The organism is Streptomyces sp. NRRL S-118 (assembly GCF_000716335.1).
Taxonomy (GTDB): domain Bacteria; phylum Actinomycetota; class Actinomycetes; order Streptomycetales; family Streptomycetaceae; genus Streptomyces.
Genome location: NZ_KL591003.1, coordinates 344,866 through 368,239, shown reverse-complemented (window position 1 = coordinate 368,239; position 23,374 = coordinate 344,866). Strand labels below are relative to the sequence as shown.

Here is a 23,374-nt window from a genome sequence, read left to right as displayed (position 1 = left end):
AACCATGTGCACTCCTCAGATGACGTGCGCCTCCGTGCGCATCGCGGTGGCCGGGCCGGCGAAGCGCTCGGCGGTCAGCGGCCCCACGTCGACCACCGGGCTCCTGCCGAGGTACAGGTCGCGCACCACCTCCCCGACGGCAGGCGCCTGCAGGAAGCCGTGCCCGGAGAACCCCGTCGCGTACAGGAACCGGCTGACGCCCCGCGCCTCGCCGATCAGCGCGTTCCGGTCGGGTGTCATCTCGTACAGGCCCGCCCAGCCGCCGGTCACGGGCACGTCCGCGAGCGAGGGCGCGCGCCGGGCCGCGGCCCCGCGGAAGAGCTCCAGCCACTCCTCGCCGACCTCCCGCCCGAACCCCGGCTGTTCGCGCGGGTCGGACATGCCCAGCACGAGCCCGCCGGCACCGTCGTTGTGGAAGTACAGCGTGGAGCCGTAGTCCAGGGTGAACGGCACGCGCGGCGGGGCCGGCTCCAGCGGCCCGGTCAGCGCGATCTGCCGCCGCAGCGGGGTCACCGGCAGCGTCACGCCCGCCATCGCGCCGACCGCCCGCGACCAGGCGCCCGCCGCGCAGACCACCGCCCCGGTGCGCACCGTCCCGGCGGTCGTGCGGACCGCGCGGACGGTCCCGCCGGACGTCTCGACCCCCGTGACGGCGCACCGGGTGCGGACGGTCACGCCGAGCGCCTCCGCGGCCCGAAGATAGCCGCGCACGGCCGCGCCGGGCAGCGCGTACCCGTCGGCGGGGGAGTGGGCGGCCGCCACGAACGACGACGGGTCGACGTACGGGCACAGCGCGTGCGCCGCGCCCGGCGACAGAAGCCGGCTCGGCACGCCGTACGCGTGCTGCACCTCCATGCCCCGCCGGAACGTCTCCACCTCGGCCTCGTCCGCCAGGAGGAAGAGATAGCCGACGCTCTCCAGCCCCACATCGGCTCCGGGCCGCTCCCCGAACGCCCGCCACGCCTCCAGACTGCGCTGCCCCAGCCGTACGTTGACGGGGTCGGAGAACTGCGCCCGCACGCCGCCGACGGGCTTGCCCGAGGACCCCGACGCAGGCGTGTCGCGCTCCACCAGCAGCACCCGCCCGGCGCGCGCCTCGGCCAGGTGGAAGGCGATGCTCGCCCCGATGACACCCCCGCCGACGACCACGACGTCGACGGCCGCGGGCAGCGGTGCCGTACCCGGGCCGCCCGACGCGGCGTCGAAGGTCATCCCCCCATCGTGAGGCCGACGCCCCGTCACGTCCACGGCGCCTCGCGGGAGACGCGCCGGCACGGTGACACCATGGGGGGTATGAGCGACGCATTCACCACTCGTACGCTGCGGATCACCACCGGCACCAGGGAAACGGTCCACGACCTGACCGGCGCCTGCGCCTCCTTCCTGCGGGAGGTCGCGGCGGGCCGGGACGGCCTGCTGAACGTCTTCACCCCGCACGCCACGACCGGCGTGGCCATCCTGGAGACCGGCGCCGGCAGTGACGACGACCTGCTGGCCGCCCTGCACACCCTGCTCCCCGCCGACGACCGCTGGCAGCACCGCCACGGCAGCCCCGGCCACGGCCGCGACCACGTCCTGCCCGCCCTGGTCCCCCCGCACGCCACGATCCCTGTCATCGGCGGCGAGATGGCCCTGGGCACGTGGCAGTCCGTCTGCGTGGTCGACACGAACAAGGACAACCCCGACCGCCAGGTGCGGCTGAGTTTCCTGAGCTGATCAGCGCCTTGCAGACGTCCCGCGCCTGACCACGACACACCGCTCTCCTCGTGCTCGGGCGACGGAGAGCAAAGCGGCGGTCCCACCACGGACGAGATCGAGCGCTCGTACGGTGGCTGCGGAGGGGCGCCTGCTCGGGGTCGCCGACCGGCGCGATGCAGGCGGCGGCGCCGGGCTCGCCGTCGCGCAAGCGCGAGGGCGTGCTCACGGCCGCCGCAGCAGGGTCCGGCACATCACGCCCGGGCCGACGGCCGGGAACCTCCCCGGGTGAGTGCGGCCGGCAAGGACGGCTCCGCGCCGGTTGGGACGAACTGCTTCGTAGGGTGACCACGGCGATGCATACTCGTCCTCCGAGCCGTCGGCCCCGGCCGCACGGCCTGCTGAACGGGTGCTTGGGGGGCACGTGGGCTTTGGTGACAGTCGATTGGTCAAGGTCGCCGTGCTCGGCAGCCGGACCTCTGACCAGCCAGTGATCTTACCGACTGCGCACGATGACGCGCTGCGACTCAAGAAGCGCTTCGGCTCCGACGCTTTCTGGTGCGGAAGTCTCCTTGGCGGATGCGGCGGCATTCTGACGGTGAGGATCTGCCATGGCAAGGTCAGTCACTTCGCGCACCGCCCCGGGGAGGTGTGCATGCGGCGCCGTACCGACGAGGACAGTGCTGATCACTTGTACCTCCATCGCGAGGTCGGCCGCTGGCTGGACAAGTGCGGGCTCGACCACCGGCTCGAACTGCGCGGACAGACCGATGAAGACTGGACCAGCCTGGACGTCTTTCTTCCCTCGCCCGGAGTACGACTGCGTTTCTACTGCTCGTACGCGGAGGGCACGTTGCCGCAGTCCGCGGTGGAATTCGCGCTGAGTGGCACATACGACGACGTGCTGCTCGGAGAGCACACCCCCGTGCCCCGGGAACTGTTCGCCAGGCGGGGGCACGTGCTGCGGCTCCGGATGGTGAGCGATCGACGCGAGGACCTCTGGCATCGGCGCATCCAGGTCGGTACCGAGCTTCCTGCACGCAGGACCGAGTGGCGGAACCTCGACGAATGCTGGATCACAGCGAGAGGCGTGATGACCCCGGTCGCGGCGAAGTCAGCTCCGAAGGGAAGCGTCGTCGAGCGATATCGGCAGCCGACTCCTGTCCACGCCGCCAAGCATCAAGGGGTCGTGACAGAGGGCGCCCCGCGCCGACGCGGGCCCGCCGGGCCGATCACGCCGTGGCAAGAAGCTGTGTTCGTTCTTCGGGACTATCTGCGGCATTGCGCCGCCCATGGGGAAACCACGACCTGGGGCGACCTGGCAGGGATCACCAGGCTCGACCTCCGCGCGTTCGGCGATACTCGCTGCCAGGTGCTTCTCGGTGCCGTGGACGCTGCCACACCCCTGTCGGAGCCGCCGCTCTTCCTGTTGGTCCGGAGAGGCAACGGACGACCGCTCCCGTATCTGGGTGAGCTCGCGAAGCAGCTCGGCCGCAGCATTCCCCCGGGGCACGCCCGCCACAAGTGGTGCGAGGAGCAGACCCGGCGGCTCTTCGCCCTGCACAAGGCCGCGCGCACGAGCGGCGGTGACGTCCGACTCGACTCTGTTCGGCGAAGCCTGAAGCGCATCGGTACGCTGCTGGCCAGGGCTCAGGATCAACTTGACTTCGCCGACAAGCCCGAACGCCGGGCGTTGGACAAGGCGATGAGGCACGCTCGTTCCTGGCAGGACCAGTGGCAGGGGGCCGGGCGGCGAGGAGTTGCTCACCGCACGTGGTGGGCCGGGCGCGAGGGAAACGAGATCACAGGCGCTGTCGCCCTCGAGCAGGCCATCCAACGGAGTGGCGCGGTCCTGGAAGCAGTGCAGCGGCGGCTGATCGAGGCGGCATGCCACGGTGACACCATCACGGTCGCCGACCTGTTCGGCCCGCAAGGCTGCGCGGCACAGAGTCCTCCACCTGCGGGTCTGGTTCGCACCCTGATCCGTGCGGAAGGCGCAGTGACCGACGAGGTGCCCGTTCTCAGCGCACTGATCACTACAGATGGCGGCGACCCTCCTCCAGAGGCTCGCGACATCCTCGCCGGTCTGGGCTTCGTTCGTCCCGTTTCGGATGAGGTACTCAAAATCGTCTGGCGGCACGAGCAACAGCGCTCGTGGGCGGCGCACGCCACACCACCGACGGAGATGCCGCCCCGTCGCATCCCCCGGTCGTCCCGGGGTTCCCGGTAGTCGACGGCGGGCGGAGCAGGCCACCGTGTCCGGGTGCCCAAAGGCACCCGGACAGACGGGCGTCGAGCCATCCTCCCCGCCTCGGCTACGTGACGACGTCCCGGAGCGGCTTGCCCGACAGGTGGTCGGTGACGTTCTGGACCGCGGCCAGGGCGATACGGACCAGGGTCTCGCGGGTGACGCCCGCGACGTGCGGGGACAGCACGACGTTCGGGGCCTTCAGCAGGCGCAGGGCGGGGGTCGGGGGTTCGGGGTCGAAGACGTCGATGCCCGCGCCGGCGAGGGCGCCGGACTCCAGGGCGTCGGCGAGGGCGTCCTGGTCGATCAGAGCGCCGCGGGAGGTGTTGATGACGAACGCCGTCGGCTTGAGGAGGGCCAGCCGCCCGGCGTCCAGGAGGTGGCGGGTGGCGTCGGTCAGCGGGGCGTGCAGCGAGACGTAGTCCGCCGTGCGCAGCAGCTCGTCGAGAGCCACGTGGCGGGCGCCGCCCAGGCGCTCCTCCGTCGCGGCGGAGGCGCGCCTGGGCGACGCGTACACGACGGTCATGTCGAACGCGACCGCGCGGCGGGCGACTTCGGTGCCGATGTGGCCCAGGCCGATGATGCCGAGCGTCTTGCCGGACAGTTCGGTGAGGGACCGCTGAAGCCGTGGCAGGGCCCAGTCGGCGTCGACGAGCGCCGTGTGCGCGGGGATCAGCTGCTTGGCGAGCGCCAGCATCAGCGCGAACGTCTGCTCGGCCACGTTCTGCTTCTCCGCCCCGCTGGAGCCGATCGTGCACACGGGAACACCTTGTGCACGGGCGGCGGTCACGTCGACGTAGTCGTGACCATGGCTGGCGCACTGCACCAGCTCCAGCCCCGGCGCGGCGGCCAGGTGAGCCGCGGTCACCGGGCCGAGGGCGGTGACGACGACGTGGGCCCCGCCGAGGGCGGCCGGGTCCTCGTCGGCCGTCTCCACGACGGTGACCCGCGCCTGCGGGGGGAACACCGACGCGAGGGCGGCACCGGCGGCGCGGCCCCCCACGTGGGGCGGGATCACGGCGAGCACGTTCTTCGGCGCGGTCATGCCGTCTTCTCCTCGACGAGGTCGCCCGGGCCCGGGGTGGTGGGGCCCGCGTGTCCGGACAAGGCCAGGGTCAGGTCCAGCTCCGCCAGCAGGCACCGGATGACGTGCTCGACGCCCGCCTGCCCGTCGAGGCCGAGCCCGTACGCGTACGGGCGTCCCACCAGCACCGCCTGCGCGCCCAGCGCGAGCGCCTTGAAGATGTCGTCGCCCGTGCGTATGCCGCTGTCGAACAGCACGGTCAGCCGGTCGCCGGCCGCCTCGACGACCCGCGGCAGGGCGTCCGCGGCGGCGATCGAACCCGCCACCTGCCGGCCGCCGTGGTTGGACACCACCACGCCGTCCATGCCGGCTTCGGCGGCCAGCAGGGCGTCCTCGGGGTGCAGGACGCCCTTCAGCACGATCGGGCCGTCCCAGTTCTCCCGCAGGAACGCCAGGTCCGGCCAGGTCTTCGCCGGGTCGGCGAACATGCCGACGAAGTGCATCACCGCCGCGTTCGGGTCCTCGTGCACCGGTTTGACGAGACCCGCCTGGAACGCGGGGTCGGTGAAGTAGTTCGCCGTGCCCACACCGTGCAGGAACGGCAGGTACGCCTGGTCCAGGTCGCGCGGCCGCCACGCCAGCAGCGGCGTGTCCAGCGTGACGAACAGCGCGGTGTAGCCCGCCGCCTTCGCCCGCCGCAGGAACGACCGCGTGACCTCACGGTCCTTCGCCCAGTACAGCTGGAACCAGCGCTCGCCCTCGCCCATCGCCTCGGCGACCTCCTCCAAGGGCGTACTGGACGCGGACGACAGGATGTACGGGACGCCCTGTGCGGCGGCTGCCCGCGCGGCGGCCGGCTCCGCGTCCGGGTGCATGATCGACAACACGCCCACGGGCGCCAGTGCGAGCGGCGCGGGCAGTTCGCGGCCCAGGATCCGCACGGACAGGTCCCTGTCGTGCACGTCGCGCAGCATCCGCGGGACGATGCGCCGCCGGTCCAGCGCCGCCCGGTTCGCCAGGGCGGTGCTGCCGCTGCCCGCGCTGCCGGCCACGTAACCCACCGGACCGGGACCGAGGCGCCGCTCCGTGAGCTTCTCCAGCCGCGTCAGGTCGGTGGGCAGCCGCGGTACGGCGCCGGTCATGCCGTTCAGGTAGATCTCGTACTGGAAGTCCGCCCAGTGCTGCGCCATGCGTACCGTCGCCCTTCGCCCGGGAGCCGTGTGTCCTCCGGGATCCTCGCGACCGCGGCCTCGTCCCGTCCACCGTCGTGCACCACCGCGTACGCCCTTTCCGCCAACCGACACGACGTCGTAGTCGGCGCCCTGCCCTTGTGCACGGCGGCACACGACCGGGCGGGCGGGCGCCCCTAGCCTCGCCGGAACATCACCAACGAGGGGCGGTACCGGTGAACTGGCTGATCCATGACTACCGCGAGAGCGATCTCGCGGCCGTCGTCCACCTGATCGACACCACTGCCGAGCTGGGACAGGAGTCCGTGTTCTCGCTCGCCGAGTGCATCGGCGCGCTGACCTCCCGGCAGCCGGCCGTCGTCGCCGTGCACCAGGGCGTGCCGATCGGCGCCGCCCTCGCCTGCGTGGCGGGCGAGCGGGCCTGGGTCATGCGCATCGCCATCGCGTCGGCCTGGCGCGGCCGGGGCCTGGCGAGCGCGCTGCTCGTGGAACTGGAGCGCCGGCTCCTCGCCGCCCGGGTGGGCCGCATCGCCTATGTCCTGCCCGAGGAGGACCTGTTCGGCGAGGGTCTGATCAACGCCGGCTACACGCGCCGCCCCGCCGTCGCGTACTTCGAGAAGGTCGAGCCGCTGCACGGCCCCGCGGCCAACCTCCTGGAGGACCTGGGCGGGCGGTTCCTGCCGGCCGCTCTGTGGGGGAAGGTCGCCGGCATGGAGGCGGAGAAGGACCTGATCGAGCGGCGCGTGGTGCTGCCGCTCGCCGAACCGGAGCGGGCGGCCCGGCACGGGGTGCGACCGCCGCGGGCCATCGCGCTCTTCGGGCCGCCCGGGACCGGGAAGACCACGTTCGCCCGGGGCATCGCCTCCCGGCTCGGCTGGCCCTTCGTGGAGCTGCTGCCCTCCCGGCTGGCCGACGAGGGAAATTTGGCGGCGGCGCTGCGCAGCGCGTTCGCCCGCATCGCGGAGCTGGAGCGGGTGCTCGTCTTCATCGATGAGGTCGAGGAGATCGCCCCCGTGCGCGGCGAGCCGGCGCAGCCCGGCGGCATGCACGGCGTGACCAACGAACTGCTGAAGCTGATCCCCGGCTTCCGCGAGGGCGACGAGCGGCTGCTCGTGTGCGCGACCAACTCCATCCGGTCGCTGGACCCGGCCTTCCTGCGCCCGGGGAGGTTCGACTACCTCATTCCGATCGGTACGCCGGACAAGGAGGCACGCGCGGCGATCTGGTCCCGCTACACGCATGGCCGGGCCGATATCGACGTCGCGGTCCTGGTGGCGGCGAGCGACCTGTTCACGCCGGCGGACATCGAGCACGCGGCGCGGATCGCGGCGCAGGCCGCGTTCGAGCGGGACCTCGCGGAGCGGGACCTGCCCGACCAGGGCGGGGTGCCCGGCGCGAGCACCGAGGACTACCTGGAGGCCATCGCCCAGTGCCGGCCGACGGTGACGCCCGCGCTGATCGAGCAGTTCCACGCGGACATCACGGCCCACGCCCGGTTCTGAGGGCCCGGGCCGGGCGGCCGGCTACCCGGCCCGCAGGTAGCGTGCGCCGTCCCTGGTGCGGACCAGCAGTCCCGCCACCACGAGGTGGCGGCGCAGCGCGGACCAGTCGTCGTGCACCGTGCGCAGCGCCTCGTTGACGTCGGGCTCCGTGTACGGCCGGTCCCGCTCGAAGAGACTCTCGGCGAGGTGGGTGAGCAGCTGTTCACGACGGGCCTGCTTGCGCGGCACGGCGGTCAGCCGCCCCTGGGAGAAGAGAGCGGCCACTTCGCGCGCGCCGCCCGTGCGGGTCTCGGACATGACCGGCAGCCTCCCGCGCCGGCCGGCCGCCGGGCAACGCGTTTTCGCCCCCGGGCTGCCAGGGCACGTGCCTCATCCGCCCGCCGCCGGTCAACGCGCTTGCTCTCGTGGGTCGTTGGCCAATGCGCCTTCCCCCGCAGGCTGGGGCTGTCGGCCAATGCGCCTTCCGTCGCGGGTCGCCGGGCACGGCGCTTTCCCCTGCCCGCCGCCGGGCGACGCGTGCTTCCATCCCTGGGCACCGTCGGCCAACGCGCCTTGGCCCGCGAGGCCGTCGGCCAACGCGCCGTCACCCGCAGGATGCCGGGCAACGCACCTTCACCTGCATGCTGTGGCTGCTGGCCATCACTTTCGCCCTCCGGCCGCCGGGCACCGCGCCGTCACCCGCCCGCCGCCGGGCACCGCGCCGTCACCCGCCCGCCGCCGGGCACCGCGCCGTCACCCGCCCGCCGCCGGGCACCGCGCCGTCACCCGCCCGCCGCCGGCGCCCGGTGCCCCGCCATGACGAAGTCGTACGCCGCCTGCGCCGTGAACTCCGCCTGCCCGCCCCGCAGCAGCAGCCCCGCGCCGCGGAAGGCGGGGTCGTCCACCGTCGCCGGCACGTACGGTACGGCGATGCACCGCATGCCCGCCGCGTGGGCCGCCGCCGCGCCCGGCGGGGCGTCCTCGAGCACCACGCAGTGCGCCGGCTCCACGCCGAGCCGGCGCGCCGCCTCCAGGAAGACGTCCGGCGCGGGCTTGCCCCGCTCCACCTCCTCCGCGGAGACCAGGGTGGCGATGTACGCGTCCAGGCCCGTACCGCCGAGCACCGCCTCGATCGCGGCGCGCGACGAGCCGGACGCCACGGCCATCGGCACCCCCTCCCGGTGCAGCAGCTCCACGAACGCCCGCATCTGCGGGAACACCTCGGTCGCCGCGCGCGCCAGCTCCAGGTAGTGGCGGTTCTTGCCGGCCAGCAGCTCCTCGATCGGCGCGGCGAGTCCGTACTCCTCCTTCAGCGCCTCCAGGGTCTCGCGCGTGCCGATGCCGATGAAGTCCGTGTGCCGCTCCCAGCTGAAGTCCGTGACGCCGTGGCTCTCCAGCAGCCGGCGTCCGGCCTCGTAGTAGTTGGGCTCGCTGTCCACCAGCGTGCCGTCGAGGTCGAAGACGACCGCGGTACGTGAGGTGCTGCTCATGGAACCAGCATGCCGGGCCGCCGCTCCGGACCGGTCAGCCGCCCACCCGCTCACCACGGCGCACGGACGCCCGGCCGACTGCCTCCACCAAGGGCAGCAGGCGGTGCGGCACCCGTTCGCGCAGGGCCATCTCGGTCCGGGTGCGCACCACGCCGGGGATCTGGATCAGCCGCTGGATGACGTCCTCCAGGTGCCCGTTGTCGCGGGCGACGACCCGGGTGAGCAGGTCGCCGCCGCCGGTGATCGAAAACGCCTCGACGATCTCGGGGACGGCGGCCAGCGCGTCGCCCACGTCGTCCAGATGCCCCTGCGTCACCTCGATGTGCACGAAGGCGAGCACCGGATGCCCGAGTGCTGCGGGGGAGAGCACCGGCCCGGTGCCGGTGATCACGCCGTCCCGTTCCATCCGGTCCAGCCGCGCCTGCAGCGTGCCCCGGGCGATGCCCAGGATGCGGGCGTACTCGCGCACACTGGTGCGCGGCTGTTCGATCAGCAGCCGCAGGATGCGGGTGTCGAGTTCGTCCACTGCCATCGTCGATCCCGTTCTGATCCCATTGTGGTGGGGTGATCCGGATCGTGACAGTACCAATGGCACAGCACGTGGCGTGACCGCTCGTCACCCGCCGTCCCGCAGCGGCCCCCGGCCTACGCGACCCCCTTCCTCAGCCGAGGCCCGCCAGCAACTCGTTGCACGCCTGCTCGCACCGGCGGCACGCCTCGGCGCACAGCCGGCAGTGCTCGTGCATGTCGGCATGGCTCCCGCACTCGTCCGCGCAGGCCTTGCACACCGTGGCGCACGCCTGCAGCAGCGCGCGCGTGATGTTCGCGTCGTACCCGGTGTGGCGGGAGAGCACCGCGGCGGTCGCGGTGCAGATGTCCGCGCAGTCCATGTCGGTCCGGATGCACTTGGTCAGATCGCCGACCATGCCCTCGGACAGGCAGGCGTCCGCGCAGGCCGTACACGCCTGCGCACAGGCGACGCACGCCTCGATGCAGGCGGCCATCGCATCCTGGTCCACGCCGCCGAGGTCGGCCGGGTAGGTGTTCAGCATGTCCTTGACGGATGTCGTCATCGTCATCGCCTCCTCGCCACGACGGGTTGACCCGCACGGCTTCCGCAAACGCCCGCCGGCGCGCCGTGCGCCACTCGGGTGGGCGGCGCGCCGGCGACATGGCGCAACGGGAGGCGGGTACGCGGCAACGGACGGGAGGCTGCGATGGAGGTCACCGAGGAGCGTCCCTACCGCTTCCGCATCGCGCCCCGCCGGGACATGCGGGTCCCCGGGGTCGTGTTCGCGTCACGGCGGCTGCTGCGGGACGCCGAGAAATCGCTGGAGCAGGTCGTCAACGTGGCGACCCTGCCGGGCATCGTCACCGCCTCGTACGCGATGCCCGACATCCACTGGGGCTACGGCTTCCCCATCGGGGGCGTGGCCGCCACGGACGTCGACGACGGCGGCGTGGTGTCGCCGGGCGGGGTCGGCTTCGACATCTCCTGCGGCGTACGGCTCCTGGCCGCCGACCGCGACCGGCAGGAGCTGGCACCGGTGCTGCCGGCCCTGATGGACGGGCTGGGGGCGGCGACCCCGCACGGCCCCGGGCGCGGCGCGGTGTGGCACCTGGGCAGCACGGCACGGCTCGAACGGGTCCTGCGGGGCGGATCGCGGTACGCGGTCGACGAGGGCCACGGCGAGGAACGCGACCTGCTGCGCTGCGAGGACGCCGGGGCGGTGCCGGACGCGGACGTGGACCAGGTCGGCGAGCGGGCGATGCAGCGGGGGCTGGAGCAGGTCGGGAGCCTCGGCGGCGGGAACCACTTCCTGGAGGTGCAGGAGGTCGCCGAGGTGTACGACGAGTCGGTCGCCGCCGCCTTCGGCCTCTCCCGGGGCCAGGTCTGCGTGATGATCCACTGCGGCTCGCGGGGCCTCGGGCACCAGGTGTGCAGCGACCATGTGCGGGCGATGGACAAGGCCATGCCGCGGTACGGCATCACGGTGCCCGACCGGCAGCTCGCCTGCGCCCCGGTCGGTTCGCCGGTGGGCCGTGCCTACCTCGGGGCCATGGCCGCGGCGGCCAACTACGGACGGGCGAACCGCCACATGCTGGGCGAGGCGGCGCGCCGGGTCTTCCGCCGCGCGGCGGGGGCCCGGCTGGCTCTGGTGTACGACGTGTCGCACAACCTGGCGAAGGTGGAGCAGCACCTCGTGGACGGGCGTCCGCGCACCCTGTGCGTCCACCGCAAGGGGGCCACGCGGGCGCTGCCGCCGGGCCACGCCGACCTGCCCGACGACCTGCGCGCGGTGGGCCAGCCGGTGCTGATCCCCGGCACCATGGGCACCGCGTCGTACGTCCTGACCGGCGTGCCGGGCGGCGACGCCTTCCACTCCACGTGCCACGGGGCCGGCCGGGTGCTGAGCCGGCACGCCGCGCTGCGCGCGGTCCGCGGCGAGGAGCTGCGCTCCCGGCTGGAGTCCCAGGGCATCGCGGTGCGCGGCGCCTCCGGACGCGGCCTGGCGGAGGAGGCACCGGAGGCGTACAAGGACGTCTCCGAAGTGATCGAGGCGAGCGAAGGCGCGGGACTCTGCCGCAAGGTGGCCCGCCTGGTCCCGCTGGGCGTCGTCAAGGGCTGACGAACGGCCGAGGTCCTCGCTCCGGGTGCCGTCCGTCGGATGCGCGGTCCCGCGCGGTGCGCAGCGGCCCGCGTCGTCCCACGGGCGCACGGGGCCGCGCCGACCGCGCGCGGTGAGCGGCTCTGACGTCGACCGCCCCCGCGCCGACCGCGCGTGGTGAGCGGGGCTCAGACGTCGACCGTCACCGCGCAGGACCAGCCGCGCGGGCCCGGAGCCAGGTGGAGGTCGCTCCACGAGACCGCCTTGGGGGCCGCGCCGACGAGCCGGACCGCGGTGAGGTCGGCCACCGCGAGGCGCACGTCCAGCCCACCGTCGGTGAGTTCGGCCTCGACGTCGAGGGGCACCTCGCCGTGCACGTCCAGCCGGAAGATGATCTCGTCGAGGAGCGCCGCCAGCAGGTCGTCGTCGTCCGTCGCGGCCACCCGCACCTGCCGCACGGCCGCCGGCCGCACCCCGGAGACGTCGGCGAAGCACTCGACCATCCCGATGACCGCCTCCGCGAGGCACAGCTCGCGGCTCGGGCCCCACGCCTCGATGCGTACGTCCGCCGTGTGCGGAACCGTCCGGTGGCCGCTGTCTCCCGGACCTCGCCCCTGCCCGTCACCATCCGTGTCGCCGATCATGCCGATCACCTCCCCCCATGATGCCGGACATATGCCCGACAGGTGGACAATTGAGGCCAGGCGTCCGAGGTGTCAGGAGCTGACGATGAAGGGCTCGGTCCGGCTCGGAAGTGTGACCGGTGTGCCGCTGCGGATGCACTGGAGCGTTCCGCTGCTCGTGGTGCTCTTCGCGTACGGGCTGGGCCGCCGGACCCTGCCCGCCTGGGCTCCGGGGGAGTCGGACGCGGCCTACACCGCCGCCGGTGCCGTCGGCGCGCTGCTGCTCATGGGCAGCCTCCTGCTGCACGAGGCGGCGCACGCCGCCACGGCGCACCGGAAGGGGATCCCGGTGCAGGACGTCACGCTCTGGGCGCTGGGCGGGGTGACCCGTATGGACGCGCCGCGGACCGCGGGCGTGGCCTTCGCCGTGGCCGTCAGCGGACCGCTGACCAGTCTGCTCGTCGGAGGCGCCGCACTGGGGGCGGGAGTGGGGCTGGACGCCCTCACGGACTGGGTGGTGCCGGCCGGCGTGCTGGTGTGGCTCGGCTGGATGAACGTGCTGCTGGGCGTGTTCAACCTGCTGCCCGCCGCTCCGCTCGACGGCGGGCGGGTGCTGCAGGCGCTGCTGTGGTGGCGCACCGGAGACAGGGGGCGGGCGGAGCGGGTGTCGTCGCGCGGCGGCCAGATCATGGGCGTGCTGCTGATGGCTGCCGGCTGGATCTCCGTGCTGCGCGGGACCACCGGCGGTCTGTGGCTGGTGGCGATCGGACTGTTCATCACCCTGGTCGCGGGCGCGGAGCGACAGCAGGCCGTGCTGCGCACCGCCCTGCAGGGGGTGCGGGTGTCCGACGCCATGTCCCGTCCGGTGATCACCGGTGCCGACTGGCTGACCGTCGGCGCCTTCCTGGACGAGGTGACGGCCCGGTCCGGTCACTCCGCCGTACCGCTGCTCGACTTCGAGGGCCGGCCGAGCGGCATCGTCGAGATGCGCCGCCTCGCCGCGATCCCGCCGGAACGCCGGGACGAGCTGCGGGTACGGGACGTGGCCGTCCCGCTGGAGCGGTGCGCGGTCGCCGCGCCCGAGGACCTGCTCACCGACGCGCTCGAGCGCGTGCGGCCCGGCGCGGGCATGCGCGTCCTCGTCGTGGACGCCGGCCTGGTGGCCGGGATCGTCACGGCGAAGGACATCTCGCGGCTGGTCCAACGGCACACCCTGCGCGGGCGCGGCACCGGCTGACCTCGTACCGCCGGAGGGTGATGCCCGAGGTCTCGGCCGTTGGCCCGCCCGGCGGCAGTGGGAGCGGCGATGTGCTGTACCAATGGCCCAGTCGAACCGGCCGCGCTTGTACCAGTGGGGAACGGGATGGTCTCATGGACCGGTCGATGGCGCTGCGGATTCCGCGGCGCCTTTTTCATGCCGGGCCATGCCGGGCCCATGCCGGGTGCGGTGCATGCCGGGCCATGCCGGGCCCATGCCGGGTGCGGTGCATGCCGGGCCATGCGGCTGCATGCCGGTCCCGTGCCGGCGCACGCCGGCGCGTGGCAGGAACAGAGTGCGTACGGAGAAGGGGCGGGAAAGCAGTGCTGAAGAGGATGTTCGTGGCTCCGGACCCGGGGAGGCTGCGACTGCGCAGCGCCGTCCGGGCCGTCCTCGGCATCAGTACGGCGGTGGCCGCGTGCGGTCTCGCGGGGCATGCCCTCTCCGCCGTCATCACCGGCGGTCTCGCCGCCCTGCTGGCACTGTTCACGGTCACGGACGCGACGGTCCGGGCCCAGGCGGTCACCACCGCGCTGCTGCCCGCCGTCGGTTTTCCGGTGCTCGGTCTCGCGGCCGGGCTCCAGGGCCACGCGCTGCCCCGGGACCTGGCGTTCGTCGCCGTCGCTGGCGGCGCGGTGTACGTCCGCCGCTGGGGGCCGCGCGGCCACGCCCTGGGCGTCTTCGCGTTCATGATGTTCTTCGTGTCGCAGTTCCTGCGCACCGTGCCGGGCCAGCTGCCGGAGCTGTATGCGGCCGTCGTCCTCGCGCTGCTCGCCTCGTCGGCCGTCCGGTTCGGCCTGTGGTGCTACGAGCGGCGCCTGCCACCGGCCGCCGTGCCCGCCCTGCCGGGCGGGAGGGGCCTTGCGCGCACCACCACCCGCCAGGCGGTCCAGGCGGCCTTCGCCGCCGCGTTCGCCCTCGTCGCCGGGCAGTTCCTCTCCGGGGAGCGCTGGTACTGGGCGGTCGGCGCCACGTGGTGGATCTTCGTCAACACCGCGTCGCGCGGCGAGACGCTGGTCCGCGGCTTCCGCCGCATCCTCGGCACGCTGGCCGGCATCGCCGTGAGCCTCGTGGCCGCCGTCCCGCTGGACGGCGCGCTCGCGCCGACGGCGGCGCTGGTCGCGGTGTGCGTCTTCGGCATCTTCTACTCCGCGCCCGTGTCGTACACCTGGATGATGCTGGCCGTCACCGTCATGGTCGGTCTGCTGTACGGACTCCTGGGCGTGCTGGAGCCGGGCCTGCTCGCCCTGCGCCTCGCCGAGACCGGAGTGGGGGCGCTGGGCGCCGCCCTGGCCGTGCTGTTCGTGCTGCCCGTCACCACGCACGCCACCACGGACGCCTGGATCGCACGCGCCCTGCACTGCGTGCACGGCTGCACCACCGCCGCCGCACGGCGTCTCGCGGGCGATCCGGAGGCGGACCCGGCGCCGCTCGCGGCGGAGCTGGAGGTGCTGATCGGCCGGGCGCGACTGTCGCTGGCCCCGCTCCTGCACCCGCTCAGCCCGCTGCGCGCCCGCAAGGCCCGGGCGCGCCGGGTGCTGGCCCTGCTGGACGACTGCGCCCGCGAGGTGCGGGGTCTGGCCTCGGTGGCGGCGGACCCGGTCGCCTCGCACGACGCCCGGCTCGCCGCGGCGTGCCGGCGTGTGGAGATCGCCCTGGGAGCCCTCGTGGCGCCGGACGCGGAGCCGGTCGCTCCGCAGCCCGCCGCCGCGGCGGACGACGCGTCCCACCACCCGGTCACCGAAGCCGCGCTCCGCCACCTCCACGGCCTGGAGAAGGTCCTCGTGGACCTGGCCGTGCCGCTGCGCAGCTCGCGACCGTCCGCGCTCGTCCGCTCCTGAGGCCCGCTCCCGCCCGTATCGCCTTCTCCCTTGGTCTAGACCTGCTAGCGTCGCCCGCATGACCGGCGGCCGGCTGACGGCCGGCATCGGAGAGAGGCAGCGCGATGGGGTACGGAGGGGGCCACAGGGCCTTCATCGGGTCGTTCACGTCCGCCGGAGGGCACGGGATCACCGCTGCCGCCGTCGATCCGGGGACGGGCGCCCTGACGATCACCGGAGCGACGGCCGAGGTCCCCGACCCGTCCTTCCTCGCCCCCGCCCCCGGCGGCACCGTGCTCTACGCGGTCTCCGAGACGCCGGACGGCGCCGTCGCGGCACTCGACATCACCGGCCCCGCCCCGCGCCTGATCGGCGGACCCGTCCCGGTGCGGGGCGCGGGTCCTACGCACCTGGCGCTGGCCGCAGGCCACGTGATCACCGCCAACTACGGATCGGGCAGCGTCAGCGTGCTGCCGCTCGGCGCGGACGGCGCGCCCGGGGGGCCCGGTGCACGCGGCGCCCTCACGGTGCTGGAGCACGCCGGCGCGGGCCCTGACCCGGAGCGGCAGGAGGGTCCGCACGCCCACCAGGTGGTGGTGGCGCCCGGCGGCCGCTGGCTGCTCGCCGTCGACCTCGGGACCGACTCCGTGCACGTCCACGACCTCAGCGGCGGTGCCCCGGCCCGGCACGGGGAGACCGCGCTGCCTCCCGGGACCGGTCCCCGGCACCTCGCCTTCCATCCGGCGGGCAGCCACGTCTACGTCCTGGGTGAACTGGAACCGACGCTCACGGTCTGTCGCTGGGACGCCGCCGCGGGCACCCTGGAACCGCTCCACCGGACCGGCGTCCTCTCAGGCGCCCTCCCGGGCGTCCCGCCCGCGGACGCTCCCTCCCGGAACTACCCCTCCGGCATCGCCGTCGCGCCCGACGGGCGCTTCGCCTGGGCCGCGGTGCGCGGCGGCGACTCCCTCGCCGTGCTCGCCCTCGACGACGGCCGCGAGAAGCCGGAGCCGGTAGCGACGGTGCCCTGCGGCGGTCATTGGCCACGGGACCTGGCCCTCGACCCGGAGGGACGGCGGCTGTACGTGGCGAACGAGCGCTCCGGCGACGTCACCTGGTTCGACCTGGACCCGACGACGGGCGTGCCGACACGGGCCGGGGCCGTCGAGGCACCCGCGGCGTCCTGCGTGGTCTTCGCCTGACCCGTCGCGGCCGGAACGGGACCGGGTTCACGGCAGCCGCCGTGCGGGGTCCGTTCGGGCGGCGGCCGTACGGAGGCCGTGCGAGTGTCCTTTCGGGCGGTCGTACGGGGGCCGTGCGCGAGCCGGGGCGCGCACCGTACGGGCGCCGTACGCGGGCTGCCGTGGCTTGCACCGTACCGGGGCTGAGGGCGTGCACCGTACGGAACCCGTACGCGAGGCCGGGCCCTCCCGTAGGGGCGCCGTACGCGGGCTGCCGGGAGTCCCGCACCGTAGGGGCGCCGTACCGGCCGCCGGGGCGTGCACCGTACGGAGGCCGTACGCGGGCCGGCCCGGTGCACCGCAGGGGAGCATCACGCCGACCGCACGCGCGACGCGCGAAGGCCCGCACCGGTGTGCTGCGCGGTGCGGGCCTTCATGCGTCGTGGTGGCGCGGTCAGCGGACCGGCGCCCCCTGCGGCTGCTGGGCGAGGCCCAGCGCCGCCGAGTACTGCGACAGCACCAGCTTGCCGACCGCCGGGTAGGCGCCCAGCGCCTCGGCCGCCGGGCAGTTCGCGGCCCGGGCGGCGTCCTCCAGCAGGCCCTCGGCCAGCTCGGGACCGATCAGGTACGGCGCGAGCGCGAGCTGCTGCGAACCGGAGCCGCGCAGCTGCTCGGCGACCGCCGCCACCGAACCCTCCTGGTCCAGCGCCGCGGCCATCACCGGCACCGCGAGGCGCGCGGCCAGCAGCATGCCCGTGATGCCGGCCGCCTGGACGGCTTCCTCGCCGCCGACCGTCGCCAGCACGATGCCGTCGGCCGCCGTGGCGACCGTGAACAGCCGGGCCCGGTCGGCGCGGGCCAGCCCCGCCTCGGACAGCCGGACGTGCACGGCCTCCGCCAGCAACGGGTGCGGGCCCAGGACGTCGGTCAGCTGGGCGGGCGCGCCGCTGTTCGCGACGGTCTCCCGTATGCGGTCCATCAGGGCGTGGTCCGGGCCGGCGAGGAGCGGCACCACGACGGCGGCCGGGCCCTCGGGCTCGGCGACCTCACGCCCGGCGGCCCGGGCGAGGTCGTACCGCTCCGCCCGCAGCGCGGCCGCCTGCTTCACGACGCCCGAGAGCGTGGGGTACTCGGCGTCGTCGCCGTCCAGGAAGCCGATCGCGGCCTCCAGACCCGGCAGCTCGGCACGGGCGATGCTCACGACCTCTTCGGCCAGACCGCGCACGGCGGCGGAAGGGACGCCGGGAACGGCGAGGACGAGCACAGGTGCGCCCTCGGGCGCCGCCACGGGTTCAGGGCGACGGTGCCGCCCGGACTGTCGGGGTCGCGGCATTCGTACAGGCAGGCCGGAAGCAGGCCCAGTGGGGGAGCTCATGGCCCGGCATGCTACTGGCTTTACCTGCTCCGTTGCTTGGGGAGGGTCCGGTCGGGAGCCCTCTGTCCGGCTATGTCCCAAGCATCCGCTACGCAGGGGTTGTCTCCAGCATGCCCGGCTCGCGAGGCAGCCGGAGGGTGCCCGTGGCCAGGGCCGCGGCGACGGTCAGCGCACCCGTGAGCGGGTCTCCTCCGGCCGTCACCGGCCGGGCGTGCGGCAGTTGCTCCGCCAGTTCGGCCCGCAGCGGTACGAGCAGGGGGTCGCCCATCCCGAACAGGCCGCCGGTGAGGGCGACTACGTGGCCCCCGGAAGGCGGGCAGACGGCCGCCGCGGCCTCCGCGATGTGCCGCGCGGCCCGTGCGAGGACCGCGGCCGCCACGGGATCGCCGTCCACGGCGCACCGGGCCACCTCGGGGGCGAACGAGGCCAGCACCGCGGGCCGGTCGGCGCGCGGGTAGAGCTGCCCCGGCAGCGTGGCCGGCTCCCCGAACACGGCCCGGACGCGCGCCAGGAGCATGCCGGATCCGCCGCGCCGCCCGTCGTGGGCGCGCAGGGCGGCGTCGAGGCCGGCGCGGCCGATCCAGGCCCCGCCGCCGCAGTCGCCCAGCAGGTGGCCCCAGCCGTCCGCGCGGCGCCACGCGACGAGGTCCGTGCCGAGTGCGATCATGCCGGTGCCCGCCGCGACCACCGCGCCCGGCCCCTGCCCGAGCGCACCGGCGTAGGCGGTGACGGCGTCGGCGGCCAGCGCGAGGCGCTCCACGCCGAGAGAGCGCCGCAGCGCCGCGGGCAGCTCGGCGCGCAGGTCCTCGCCGAGCGTCGCCATCCCGGCCGCCCCGACGGCGACGGCGGCGAGGCCGCCGGCCCGGGCCCGTGCGAGCAGTGCCTCCGCGGTCGGCACCAGCCGCGCCAGCAACTCCCGGGCCTCGATGCCCCGCTCGCCGGTCGGCACGGGCTCGTCGAGCGTCACGACGTCGACGGCGCGCACGACGTCCTGCTGGTCGCCCCCGGTGCCGCGGTCGGCCCCTGCCGGGGTTCCGGCCGCACGGCCGAGCGCCACGCGGAGCCCCGACCCCCCGGAGTCGACCCCCAGCACCCACGGGTGGGTGCTCACCCGGCACCGTCCCGCCGCGGCGTCACGGCAGGCGCCAGTCGATCGGCTGGGCCCCCTGCTGGAGCAGCAGTTCGTTCGTACGGCTGAACGGGCGGGAGCCGAAGAAGCCCTTGTCCGCCGACATGGGGGAGGGGTGCGCCGACTCGATGGCGGGAAGCCTTCCGAGCAGCGGGCGCAGAGTGCGGGCGTCGCGGCCCCACAGTACGGACACCAGCGGCTTGCCGCGTGCGGCGAGCGCCTTGATGGCCTGCTCGGTCACCTCCTCCCAGCCCTTGTTGCGGTGAGCGCCGGGCTGACGCGGTGCCGTGGTCAGCGCCCTGTTGAGCAGCAGCACCCCCTGCCGGGTCCACGGTGTCAGGTCACCGTTGGACGGCCGGGGCAGCCCCAGGTCGGCGTGCATCTCCCGGTAGATGTTCTCCAGGCTGGGGGGCAACTGCCGCACCTCGGGCGCGACCGAGAAGCTCAGCCCCACCGCGTGCCCCGGCGTCGGGTACGGGTCCTGGCCGACGATCAGCACCCGTACCTCGTCGAACGGCTGCTGGAACGCACGCAGTACGTTCGCTCCGGCCGGTAGGTAGGTGCGTCCCGCGGCGATCTCCGCGCGGAGGAAGTCGCCCATCGCGGCGATGCGTTCGGCCACCGGCGCGAGGGCATGCGCCCACCCCGGCTCGACGATTTCATTCAACGGTCGTGCTGCCACGGCCGTCACTCTACTGGCGCAGCGAGCCTCCCCTCACCCGATGGCGGCGGCCCGGACGCACAGCACGTCCGGCAGGTGCGAGGCCAGCAACTGCCAGCTGTCGCCCTCGTCCGCGCTCGCGTACACCTCGCCGTTGCGGTTGCCGAAGTACACACCCGCCGGATCGGCGTCGTCCGCGCACATCGCGTCGCGCAGCACCGTCCCGTAGTGGTCGCCCTCGGGCAGGCCGTCCGAGAGCGCCTCCCAGGACTCGCCGGCGTCGGTGGTGCGGTAGACCCGGCACCGGCGGCCGGCCGGGACCCGGTCCGCGTCGGCGGTGATCGGGAACACGTACGCCACGTCCGCCCGGTGCGGGTGCGCCACGGCCGCGAAACCGAAGTCGGAGGGCAGGCCCGCGCCGATGTCGGTCCACTTGGCGCCCGCGTCGTCGCTGCGGTACACCCCCCAGTGGTTCTGCAGGTACAGCCGGTCGGGATCACCGGCGTCCTGCGCGATCTTGTGGACGCACTGCCCGAACTTCGGGTGCTGGTCCGGCAGGAAGACCGCCGACACGCCGTCGTTGGAGGGCGACCACGTCGCGCCGCCGTCCCTGGTCCGGAACACCCCGGCCGCCGACACCGCGACGGTGACGGCGTCGGGGTCGCGGGGGTCCGTGACGACCGTGTGGACCGCCTCCCCGCCGCCGCCGGGCGTCCACTGCGACCGGGTCGGGTGCTCCCACAGCGGGCGCACCAGCTCGAAGGTCTCGCCGGCGTCGGTGGACCGGAAGAGGGCGGCGGGTTCCGTCCCCGCGTACACCACTCCGGGAGCGGCGGGGCCCGCCGGGTGCAGCTGCCACACCCGCTCCAGCGAAGCACCGGTGTCCTTGGGGAACTTGACCGGCGGCTGCCGGGGCTCGACCCAGGTCTCACCCAGGTCGTCCGAGTGGAACACCGACGGTCCCCAGTGCGAGCTGTCGCCGCCCACCAGCAGCCGGGGCGTGGTCCGGCGCGTGTCGATGGCGATCGAGTACACGGCCTGCGCGTTGAAGTGCGGGCCGCCGAACTCCCATCGGCCGCCGCGCCTGCGGCCGATGAAGAGCCCCTTGCGTGTGCCTACGGTCAGCAGTACGTCGTCGGTCATGGCCGACACCTCCAGGACGCCGTTGTCGCGGATACGGGCCAGTGTGCACCCACCCACTGACAGTGGCGCCCCGATGCGCGTTCTCCCAGGTCAGCGCCGTGTCCGCACCGCGCCGGACGGCACCGCCGCGCCGGACGGCACCGCCGCGACGCCGGACCCCGGCTGGACGGACTCCGGCGGGGCCGGACCCCGATGGACCGGGACGTCACGGAGCCCGACCGGAACCGTCACGGAGCCCGACCGGAACCGCCCCGGACGCCGACCGGTGCCCCCGCCGGCCGACGGCGGCGTCAGACCGACCGGGACCGTCACGGAGCCCGACCGGTGCGCCCGCCGGCCGTCGGCGGCGTCAGACCGACCGGAGGTACTGGTCCGGCACGTGGACGTCGCCGCCCAGTTCGCGCGCCGCGTGCCGTGCCCACGACGGGTTGCGCAGCAGCTCGCGGCCGAGGAGCACCGCGTCCGCCTCGCCGTTGGCGACGATCTTCTCCGCCTGCCCGGCCTCGGTGATCAGCCCCACCGCGGCGACCGGCAGCCCCGTCTCCGCCTTCACCCGCGCCGCGAACGGGACCTGGTAGCCGGGGCCGACCGGGATGCGGACGTGCGGAGCGTTGCCGCCGGTCGACACGTCGAGCAGGTCCACGCCGTGCTCCGCGAGGAGAGCGGCGAAGCGCACCGTGTCGTCGGCCGTCCAGCCCGCCTGCTCCTCCAGCCAGTCGGTGGCCGAGATCCGGAAGAACAGCGGCAGCTCCTCCGGCCACACGGCCCGTACCGCGTCGACGACCTCCAGGGCGAAGCGCGTCCGGTTCTCGAAGGAGCCGCCGTACGCGTCGGTGCGGTGGTTGCTGTGCGGGGAGAGGAACTGGCCGATGAGGTAGCCGTGGGCACCGTGGACCTCGACGACCTGGAAGCCCGCATCGAGGGCGCGCCGGGCCGCGGCCGCGAACTGTCCGACGATGTCGCGGATCTCGTCCCCGGTCAGCTCGTCGGGCACGGGGTGGCCGTCGTCGAACGGTACGGGGCTCGGGGCGACGGGCTGCCAGCCGTGCGCGTCGGTGCCGACCGGGGCGCCGCCCTTCCACGGGCGGTCGGTCGACGCCTTGCGGCCGGCGTGGGCGATCTGGATGCCGGGCACGGTGCCCCGGGCCTCGAGGAACGCGGTGATCCGGCGCAGCGCCTCGACCTGGGTGTCGTTCCAGATGCCGAGGTCGTACGGGCTGATCCGGCCCTCGGGGGACACCGCGGTCGCCTCCAGCAGGATCAGCCCGGTGCCGCCCGCGGCGCGGGCCGCGTAGTGGGCGAAGTGCCAGTCGTTCGCGACGCCCGCACCCGGCCCGAACGCCTCGGCGCTGTACTGGCACATCGGTGCCATCCAGACGCGATTGGGGACGGTCAGCGACCGCAGGGTGCGGGGCTCGAACAGTGCGCTCACGGCGGACTCCATTCACGGCGGGGCCGGGGTACTGCTCGTACGATAACCGTCGTAGTACGTCGGCTGTCAAACTACGAAGCCCCTCGTACAATAGGGGAACCCTGATGAGTCTGGAGCCGCCGTGACCCCTGTGACCCCCGCGACCGGCCCGCGCGAGCTCGCCCATCCCGCGCGCGCCGAGATCCGCCTCGAAGACGTGCTCCACGCCCTGTCCGACCCGATGCGGCTGCACGTGGTCCGCGAACTGGCGGCGGCCGGCGCCGAAGTGGCCTGCTCGTACGTCGAGCTGCCCGTCACCAAGTCGACCACCACCCACCACTTCCGCGTCCTGCGCGAGAGCGGCGTCATCCGCCAGACCTACCGCGGCACGGCCAAGATGAACGGCCTGCGCCGCGACGACCTCGAAGCGCTCTTCCCCGGGCTGCTGGACACGGTCCTCGCCGCCGCCGCGCACCAGTCCGCCCGCCTGGCGGGCTCCTAGGGGACGCCAGGGCTCCGGTCCGACCGGCGTGCTCCTGGGGGACGCCAGGGCTCCGGATCCCGGTCCGACGTCGGCCAGACGTACGGGAGGTCGTCCGGCACGCCGGGGAACTGCCCCCGGTAGTACTGCGGGTCCTTGCGGATCAGCGCCGACCGGTGGCTGCGGTGGAACGCGGGGTCGCCCAGCCAGGGCGGCAGGTCCCCGTCCGCGGCCAGCCGGTCCTGCGGCCGGACCTCCGTCCCAGGGCTCCAGGTCCGGAAGTCGCGGACCAGCGTGGAGGCGCACGTGTCGGACCGGCCCTCCGCCGTCCAGACCAGGCAGACGTCGAGGCCGTACCGGACGAGGGCCTCCTCGTAACCGGCCCACATGCGGACCGCGGGATGCCTGCGCCACCCGTAGCCGGGCACGGTCAGACCGCGGAACACCTGGAGCGCCTCCACCCGCTGCTTGCCCAGCCGGCGCGGGTCCAGCGCCGTCGCCGACCGGGTGAAGCCGGAGAAAGGCAGGAATGTCTGCATACGATCTGCCTACCAC

At 74.2% G+C, this 23,374-nt stretch carries 22 protein-coding genes; 8 read left to right on the top strand and 14 right to left on the bottom strand.

Features of this window, described 5'->3' with window-relative positions; genetic code table 11:
• Positions 1-15: 15 nt before the first annotated feature.
• Positions 16-1,212 (bottom strand): NAD(P)/FAD-dependent oxidoreductase, encoded by a 1,197-nt coding sequence (locus IH00_RS0108360; RefSeq protein WP_031071218.1) that lies wholly within the window; start codon positions 1,210-1,212, stop codon positions 16-18.
• An 81-nt stretch (positions 1,213-1,293) separates the two neighbouring features.
• On the opposite strand from IH00_RS0108360, the gene IH00_RS0108355 reads away from it, so the two are divergent.
• Both IH00_RS0108355 and IH00_RS0108350 read left to right on the top strand, forming a co-directional pair.
• Positions 1,294-1,716 (top strand): YjbQ family protein, encoded by a 423-nt coding sequence (locus tag IH00_RS0108355; RefSeq protein ID WP_031071216.1) that lies wholly within the window; start codon positions 1,294-1,296, stop codon positions 1,714-1,716.
• A gap of 403 nt (positions 1,717-2,119) precedes the next feature.
• Positions 2,120-3,925, top strand: a complete 1,806-nt coding sequence (locus IH00_RS0108350; RefSeq protein WP_158827745.1) for a competence protein CoiA family protein — start codon at positions 2,120-2,122, stop codon at positions 3,923-3,925.
• Positions 3,926-4,010: 85 nt separating this feature from the next.
• Here the strand turns inward: IH00_RS0108350 and IH00_RS0108345 are convergent, their stop codons facing one another.
• Entirely contained in the window at positions 4,011-4,988 is a 978-nt protein-coding gene (locus IH00_RS0108345; protein WP_031071211.1) for a 2-hydroxyacid dehydrogenase, read from the bottom strand.
• Positions 4,985-6,157 carry a lactate 2-monooxygenase gene (locus tag IH00_RS0108340; RefSeq protein ID WP_031071209.1) on the bottom strand — a complete coding sequence of 391 codons (1,173 nt, stop codon included), beginning with the start codon at positions 6,155-6,157 and terminating at the stop codon, positions 4,985-4,987. The genes IH00_RS0108345 and IH00_RS0108340 overlap by 4 nt, the downstream gene beginning before the upstream one ends.
• Before the next feature lie 215 nt (positions 6,158-6,372).
• Between IH00_RS0108340 and IH00_RS0108335 the strand changes: the two genes are divergently transcribed.
• Positions 6,373-7,659 (top strand): ATP-binding protein, encoded by a 1,287-nt coding sequence (locus IH00_RS0108335; RefSeq protein WP_031071207.1) that lies wholly within the window; start codon positions 6,373-6,375, stop codon positions 7,657-7,659.
• A 21-nt stretch (positions 7,660-7,680) separates the two neighbouring features.
• Here the strand turns inward: IH00_RS0108335 and IH00_RS0108330 are convergent, their stop codons facing one another.
• The 4 genes from IH00_RS0108330 to IH00_RS0108315 all read right to left on the bottom strand — a co-directional run bounded on the left by IH00_RS0108330 (position 7,681) and on the right by IH00_RS0108315 (position 10,201).
• On the bottom strand, positions 7,681-7,956 hold the full coding sequence (locus IH00_RS0108330) for a DUF2087 domain-containing protein (RefSeq protein ID WP_031071206.1): 276 nt from the start codon (positions 7,954-7,956) through the stop codon (positions 7,681-7,683).
• A gap of 464 nt (positions 7,957-8,420) precedes the next feature.
• Positions 8,421-9,128 carry an HAD family hydrolase gene (locus IH00_RS0108325; RefSeq protein WP_031071204.1) on the bottom strand — a complete coding sequence of 236 codons (708 nt, stop codon included), beginning with the start codon at positions 9,126-9,128 and terminating at the stop codon, positions 8,421-8,423.
• Positions 9,129-9,162: 34 nt separating this feature from the next.
• Positions 9,163-9,660 carry an Lrp/AsnC family transcriptional regulator gene (locus IH00_RS0108320; RefSeq protein ID WP_031071203.1) on the bottom strand — a complete coding sequence of 166 codons (498 nt, stop codon included), beginning with the start codon at positions 9,658-9,660 and terminating at the stop codon, positions 9,163-9,165.
• Between the two features lie 130 nt (positions 9,661-9,790).
• Positions 9,791-10,201 carry a four-helix bundle copper-binding protein gene (locus tag IH00_RS0108315; protein ID WP_031071201.1) on the bottom strand — a complete coding sequence of 137 codons (411 nt, stop codon included), beginning with the start codon at positions 10,199-10,201 and terminating at the stop codon, positions 9,791-9,793.
• A 144-nt stretch (positions 10,202-10,345) separates the two neighbouring features.
• Between IH00_RS0108315 and IH00_RS0108310 the strand changes: the two genes are divergently transcribed.
• The gene (locus IH00_RS0108310) at positions 10,346-11,758 is read left to right on the top strand and encodes an RtcB family protein (RefSeq protein ID WP_031071199.1); all 1,413 of its coding nucleotides are present in this window, start codon (positions 10,346-10,348) and stop codon (positions 11,756-11,758) included.
• 167 nt (positions 11,759-11,925) lie between these two features.
• Here IH00_RS0108310 and IH00_RS0108305 read toward each other — a convergent pair whose 3' ends face one another.
• The gene (locus IH00_RS0108305; RefSeq protein WP_031071196.1) at positions 11,926-12,381 is read right to left on the bottom strand and encodes an archease; all 456 of its coding nucleotides are present in this window, start codon (positions 12,379-12,381) and stop codon (positions 11,926-11,928) included.
• An 85-nt stretch (positions 12,382-12,466) separates the two neighbouring features.
• Here IH00_RS0108305 and IH00_RS0108300 point away from each other — a divergent pair, with 85 nt between their 5' ends.
• The 3 genes from IH00_RS0108300 (at position 12,467) to IH00_RS0108290 (ending at position 16,640) form a co-directional block, all read left to right on the top strand.
• Complete coding sequence (locus IH00_RS0108300) at positions 12,467-13,597, top strand: site-2 protease family protein (protein ID WP_031071194.1); 1,131 nt, start codon at positions 12,467-12,469, stop codon at positions 13,595-13,597.
• A gap of 344 nt (positions 13,598-13,941) precedes the next feature.
• Positions 13,942-15,459, top strand: coding sequence for an FUSC family protein (locus IH00_RS0108295; protein ID WP_031071191.1), 1,518 nt, complete (start codon positions 13,942-13,944; stop codon positions 15,457-15,459).
• A gap of 104 nt (positions 15,460-15,563) precedes the next feature.
• A complete protein-coding gene (locus IH00_RS0108290) occupies positions 15,564-16,640 on the top strand; it encodes a lactonase family protein (RefSeq protein WP_031071189.1) in 1,077 nt (358 codons plus the stop codon).
• A 433-nt stretch (positions 16,641-17,073) separates the two neighbouring features.
• Here IH00_RS0108290 and IH00_RS0108285 read toward each other — a convergent pair whose 3' ends face one another.
• The 5 genes from IH00_RS0108285 to IH00_RS0108260 form a co-directional block, all read right to left on the bottom strand.
• Positions 17,074-17,994 carry a sirohydrochlorin chelatase gene (locus IH00_RS0108285; protein WP_078887630.1) on the bottom strand — a complete coding sequence of 307 codons (921 nt, stop codon included), beginning with the start codon at positions 17,992-17,994 and terminating at the stop codon, positions 17,074-17,076.
• Positions 17,995-18,082: 88 nt separating this feature from the next.
• On the bottom strand, positions 18,083-19,105 hold the full coding sequence (locus IH00_RS0108280; protein ID WP_031071185.1) for an N-acetylglucosamine kinase: 1,023 nt from the start codon (positions 19,103-19,105) through the stop codon (positions 18,083-18,085).
• A 22-nt stretch (positions 19,106-19,127) separates the two neighbouring features.
• On the bottom strand, positions 19,128-19,805 hold the full coding sequence (locus IH00_RS0108275) for a uracil-DNA glycosylase (protein ID WP_031071182.1): 678 nt from the start codon (positions 19,803-19,805) through the stop codon (positions 19,128-19,130).
• Positions 19,806-19,838: 33 nt separating this feature from the next.
• Positions 19,839-20,927, bottom strand: a complete 1,089-nt coding sequence (locus IH00_RS0108270; protein ID WP_031071180.1) for a WD40/YVTN/BNR-like repeat-containing protein — start codon at positions 20,925-20,927, stop codon at positions 19,839-19,841.
• A gap of 349 nt (positions 20,928-21,276) precedes the next feature.
• Entirely contained in the window at positions 21,277-22,359 is a 1,083-nt protein-coding gene (locus IH00_RS0108260; protein ID WP_031071177.1) for an NADH:flavin oxidoreductase/NADH oxidase, read from the bottom strand.
• A gap of 130 nt (positions 22,360-22,489) precedes the next feature.
• Between IH00_RS0108260 and IH00_RS0108255 the strand changes: the two genes are divergently transcribed.
• Entirely contained in the window at positions 22,490-22,840 is a 351-nt protein-coding gene (locus IH00_RS0108255) for an ArsR/SmtB family transcription factor (protein ID WP_031071175.1), read from the top strand.
• Here the strand turns inward: IH00_RS0108255 and IH00_RS0108250 are convergent.
• On the bottom strand, positions 22,837-23,358 hold the full coding sequence (locus IH00_RS0108250) for an MSMEG_6728 family protein (protein WP_052411268.1): 522 nt from the start codon (positions 23,356-23,358) through the stop codon (positions 22,837-22,839). The genes IH00_RS0108255 and IH00_RS0108250 overlap by 4 nt on opposite strands.
• Positions 23,359-23,374: the final 16 nt, after the last annotated feature.